This is a genomic window from Bradyrhizobium sp. (assembly GCF_049512235.1).
GTDB lineage: Bacteria > Pseudomonadota > Alphaproteobacteria > Rhizobiales > Xanthobacteraceae > Bradyrhizobium.
In genome coordinates, this window is sequence record NZ_JBEKXH010000499.1 from 1 (window position 1) to 4,633 (window position 4,633).

The 4,633-nt window shown below is 63.5% G+C and carries 7 protein-coding genes; all 7 read left to right on the forward strand.

Annotation, left to right across the window (positions count from 1 at the left end):
- The coding region (locus tag ABSG20_RS30345; RefSeq protein WP_423868146.1) for an amidohydrolase family protein at nt 1-457 on the forward strand (457 nt) is incomplete at its 5' end.
- Nucleotide 458: 1 nt separating this feature from the next.
- On the forward strand, nt 459-1,154 hold the full coding sequence (gene ligK / locus ABSG20_RS30350) for a 4-carboxy-4-hydroxy-2-oxoadipate aldolase/oxaloacetate decarboxylase (protein ID WP_423868147.1): 696 nt from the start codon (nt 459-461) through the stop codon (nt 1,152-1,154).
- Nucleotides 1,155-1,159: 5 nt separating this feature from the next.
- Nucleotides 1,160-2,092: a DUF1932 domain-containing protein gene (locus ABSG20_RS30355; protein WP_423868148.1), complete on the forward strand. Its 933-nt coding sequence runs from the start codon at nt 1,160-1,162 to the stop codon at nt 2,090-2,092.
- Nucleotides 2,093-2,119: 27 nt separating this feature from the next.
- Complete coding sequence (locus ABSG20_RS30360) at nt 2,120-3,025, forward strand: amidohydrolase family protein (protein ID WP_423868149.1); 906 nt, start codon at nt 2,120-2,122, stop codon at nt 3,023-3,025.
- Between the two features lie 4 nt (nt 3,026-3,029).
- A complete protein-coding gene (ligA, locus tag ABSG20_RS30365) occupies nt 3,030-3,419 on the forward strand; it encodes a protocatechuate 4,5-dioxygenase subunit alpha (protein ID WP_423868150.1) in 390 nt (129 codons plus the stop codon).
- A complete protein-coding gene (locus tag ABSG20_RS30370) occupies nt 3,419-4,273 on the forward strand; it encodes a class III extradiol dioxygenase subunit beta (protein ID WP_423868151.1) in 855 nt (284 codons plus the stop codon). The genes ligA and ABSG20_RS30370 overlap by 1 nt, the downstream gene beginning before the upstream one ends.
- A 1-nt stretch (nt 4,274) precedes the next feature.
- A partial coding sequence (locus ABSG20_RS30375; protein WP_423868152.1) for a Gfo/Idh/MocA family protein occupies nt 4,275-4,633 on the forward strand: 359 nt, incomplete at its 3' end.

Here is a 4,633-nt window from a genome sequence, read left to right on the forward strand (position 1 = left end):
CGGCGCGCACTACATCAACGGCGACACCACCGCCTTCATGCAGTTCCTCACCTCGGACCTGTTCAAGGATTTTCCGACCCTGAAATTCATCATCCCGCATGGCGGCGGCGCGGTGCCCTATCACTGGGGGCGCTTCCGCGGGCTGGCGCAGGAGCTGAAGAAGCCGCTGCTGTCAGAGCATCTGCTGCACAACATCTTCTTCGACACCTGCGTCTATCACCAGCCGGGCATCGATCTTTTGACCAAGGTGATCCCGGTCGATAACATTTTGTTCGCCAGCGAGATGATCGGCGCGGTGCGCGGAATCGACCCCGAGACCGGCTTCCCGTACGACGATACCAAACGCTACATCGAGGCGTTGGCGATCCCAGCGCAAGACAAGCAAAAAATTTATGAGGGCAATGCGCGGCGCGTGTTCCCGCGGCTCGATGCCGCGCTGAAAGCGAAAGGCAAGTGACATGGCCAGCTCGATGAACGACCTCGGCGTCGTCAAGCGCAACATCGTTCGCGCCGACAAGGCGGCGGTCGAAAAACTGTCGCGGTTCGGCGTCGCCACCATCCACGAAGCCATGGGCCGCGTCGGCCTGATGCAGCCCTACATGCGGCCGATCTATCCCAGCGCACAGGCCTGCGGAACCGCGGTCACGGTGCTGCTGCAGCCGGGCGACAACTGGATGATGCATGTGGCGGCCGAGCAGTTGCAGCCGGGCGACCTCGTGGTCGCGGCCTGCACCGCGGAGAATACCGACGGCTTCTTTGGCGATCTCTTGGCAACGAGTTTTCGCGCCCGAGGTGCGGTCGGCCTCGTCATCGACGGTGGCGTACGCGACGTCAAGGACCTGACCGAAATGCAGTTCCCGGTGTTTTCCAAGGCGATCAGCGCCAAGGGCACCGTGAAGGCAACGCTCGGCTCGGTCAATATCCCGGTGGTCTGCGCGGGTGCGCTGGTCAATCCCGGTGACGTGGTGATTGCCGACGACGACGGCGTGGTCGTGGTGCCGGCGCGCCTCGCCCAACAGGTGGCGGATGCGGCGGAGGAGCGCGAGGCGAACGAAGCCGAGAAACGCGCCAAGCTGGCGGATGGCGTGCTGGGCCTTGACATGTACAAGATGCGCGAGCCGCTGGCCAAGGCCGGCCTCAGATATATCGATTGATCGCCATGTCCCTTGCATCCAACCTTTGGCATGTCGGCCTCGTAGGCTATGGCGAGGTAGGTCGCATCCTCGCCGAGGACCTGCGCAAGCAGGACGTCAGGGTCAGCGCCTACGACATCAAACTCGCAGGCGATCAGGCCGGGCCATTGCAGAATCATGCGGCGGCATTCGGCGTCGGACTGGCTGCTTCACATGCCGATCTCGCTGGTCGGGCCGACTTCATCGTTTCCGCCGTCACCGCGAGCCAGGCTGTGCCGGTGGCCCAGGCCTGTGCGCCGGCGGTAAAAGAGCGAGCATGGTTCCTTGACTTCAACTCGGCTTCGCCGGGCGCAAAACGGCGCGCCGCGGTCCTGATCGACGGTGCCGGCGGACGGTATGTCGAAGGCGCGGTCATGACATCGATTCCGCCGTATCGCATCAAGGTGCCCTTGCTGCTGGGCGGCCGCGGCGCCCGGGAGCTTGCGCCGCTGCTAGTCGAACTCGGCTTCAACGCCAAGGTCGCCAGCGAACAGCTCGGCGTCGCCTCCGCGGTCAAGATGTGCCGCAGCGTCATGATCAAGGGCATGGAGGCGAGTGTGATCGAATGTTTCACCACCGCCCGGGCCTATGGCGTCGAGGACGAAGTGCTGGCGTCGCTCAAGGAGACCTTTCCCGGCATCAACTGGGAAAAGCAGGGCGCCTATTTTTTCCAGCGCGTCATCGAACATGGCCGGCGACGCAGTGAAGAAGTACGCGAGGTGGCCGAGACCGTGCGCGAGATCGGGTTGACGCCATGGTCGGCGCAGGGCACCGCCGAGCGCCAGGCCTGGGTCGCCGACCTCGCCGACGAGGGCCTGTTCGGCGAAAAGGGCACCAATGAGTTTGCGCGCAGTGCCGACTGGCGCACCGAGGCCGACCGGATCCTGGCCCAGCTCAAGCCACCTGAACCCAGAGACTAAGATCTGAAAGAACGAAGAGAGAGGCGAATGCAATTCGAAAAGACCCCGGGCTGGCTGGACTGGTATGCCGGCCCCACAAGACCCCGCTTCAAGGTCCCGGAGGGCGCGGTGGACGCGCATTGTCATGTGTTCGGCCCGGGGGCGGAGTTTCCTTTTGCGCCGGAGCGCAAATACACGCCCTGCGACGCTTCCAAACTTGAGCTCTACGCGCTGCGCGACCATCTCGGCTTCGCGCGCAACGTGGTTGTGCAGGCGACCTGCCACGGCGCCGACAACCGCGCCATGGTCGATGCGCTGACCCATTCCGGCGGCAAGGCGCGCGGGGTTGCAACCGTCAAGCGCAGCATCGGTGATGCCGAGCTGCGCGCCATGCACGAGGCCGGCGTGCGCGGCGTGCGCTTCAATTTTGTCAAACGCCTGGTCGACTTCACGCCGAAGGACGAACTGATCGAGATCGCGGAGCGCATTGCGAAGCTGGGCTGGCACGTCGTGATCTATTTCGAAGCGGTCGACCTGCCTGAATTGTGGGACTTCTTCACTGCGCTGCCGGCCACGATCGTGGTCGACCATATGGGACGGCCCGACGTCAGCAAGCCGGTCGATGGTCCCGAGTTCGAGCTGTTCGTCAAATTCATGCGCGATCACGACAACGTCTGGTCCAAGGTCAGCTGCCCGGAGCGGCTGTCGGTCACAGGCCCGCCGGCGCGAAATGGCGAAGAGAACGCCTATCGCGATGTCGTACCGTTCGCCAAGCGCATCGTCGAGACGTTTCCTGATCGCGTGCTCTGGGGCACCGACTGGCCGCATCCGAACCTCAGGAATCACATGCCCGACGACGGTCTGCTGGTCGATTTCATTCCGCATATTGCGACCACGCCCGAACTGCAGCGCAAACTCCTGGTCGACAATCCCATGCAGCTATATTGGAGCTGAGCCGATGCCGCTTGACAAACCCTATATGGACGTTCCCGGCACGACGATCTTCGACGCCGACATGTCGCGCCTGGGCTATCATCTGAACCAGTTCTGCATGTCGCTGATGAAGGTGGAAAACCGCGCGCGCTTCAAGGCCAATGAACGCGCCTATCTCGACGAATGGCCGATGAGCGAGGAGCAGAAGAAGGCCGTGCTGGCACGCGACCTCAATCGCTGCATCGAGCTCGGCGGCAACATCTACTTTCTCGCCAAGGTCGGCGCCACCGACGGCAAGAGCTTTCAGCAGATGGCCGGCAGCATGACCGGCATGACCGAGGAACAATATCGCGACATGATGGTCAAGGGCGGCCGCTCTGTCGAAGGCAACCGCTATGTCGGGGAGAAGAAATAATGGCCCATATCTCGGCCAGCGTCTACACCTCGCATGTGCCGGCGATCGGGGCTGCGCTCGATCTCGGCAAGACCGCCGAGCCATACTGGCAGCCGGTGTTCCAGGGCTACGAATTCTCCAAGCAGTGGTTACGGGATCACACGCCGGACGTCATTTTCCTGGTCTTCAACGACCATGCCACCGCGTTCAGCCTCGATATGATTCCGACCTTTGCGATCGGCACCGCCGCCGAGTTCACGCCGGCCGACGAGGGCTGGGGTCCACGTCCGGTGCCGAAGGTGATCGGTCATCCGGAACTCGCCGCGCATATTGCGCAGTCGGTGATCCAGGACGATTTCGATCTGACGATCGTCAACAAGATGGACGTCGACCACGGCCTCACGGTGCCGCTGAGCCTGATGTGCGGCCAGCCGCAGGCGTGGCCATGCCCGGTGATCCCGTTTGCGGTCAATGTCGTGCAGTACCCGGTGCCCTCGGGCCGGCGCTGCTACATGCTCGGCAAGGCGATCCGCAAGGCCGTGGAGTCCTACGACGAGCCGCTCAATGTTCAGATCTGGGGCACCGGCGGCATGAGCCACCAGCTGCAGGGGCCGCGCGCCGGGCTGATCAACAAGGAGTTCGACAAAGCCTTCCTCGATCGCCTGATCGCCGACCCCGAAGGGCTCGCCGCCATGCCGCATATCGACTATGTGCGCGAGGCCGGCAGCGAGGGCATCGAACTGGTGATGTGGCTGATTGCCCGTGGCGCCATGAGCGATGTCAATGGCGGCAAGCCGCCTACCGTCCGGCATCGCTTCTACCATGTGCCCGCCAGCAACACCGCGGTGGGCCATCTGATCTTGGAGAACAACTGACGTGACCAAGAGCATCAAAGTGGCGCTTGCCGGCGCCGGCGCCTTCGGCATCAAGCATCTGGACGGCATCAAGAACATCGACGCCGTCGAGGTGGTGTCGCTGGTCGGCCGCCGGCTCGAGCCGACCCGGGAAATCGCTGCCAAATATGGAATCGCGCACGCGGCAACCGACCTCGCCGACAGCCTGGCGCGCAAGGAAGTCGACGCCGTGATCCTGTGCACGCCGACCCAGATGCACGCGGCACAAACAATCGCCTGCCTGAAGGCCGGCAAGCATGTCCAGGTCGAGATTCCGCTGGCCGATTCCTGGGCCGATGCGCAGGCCGTTGCCGATCTGGCGAAAGCGACCGGGCTGGTCGC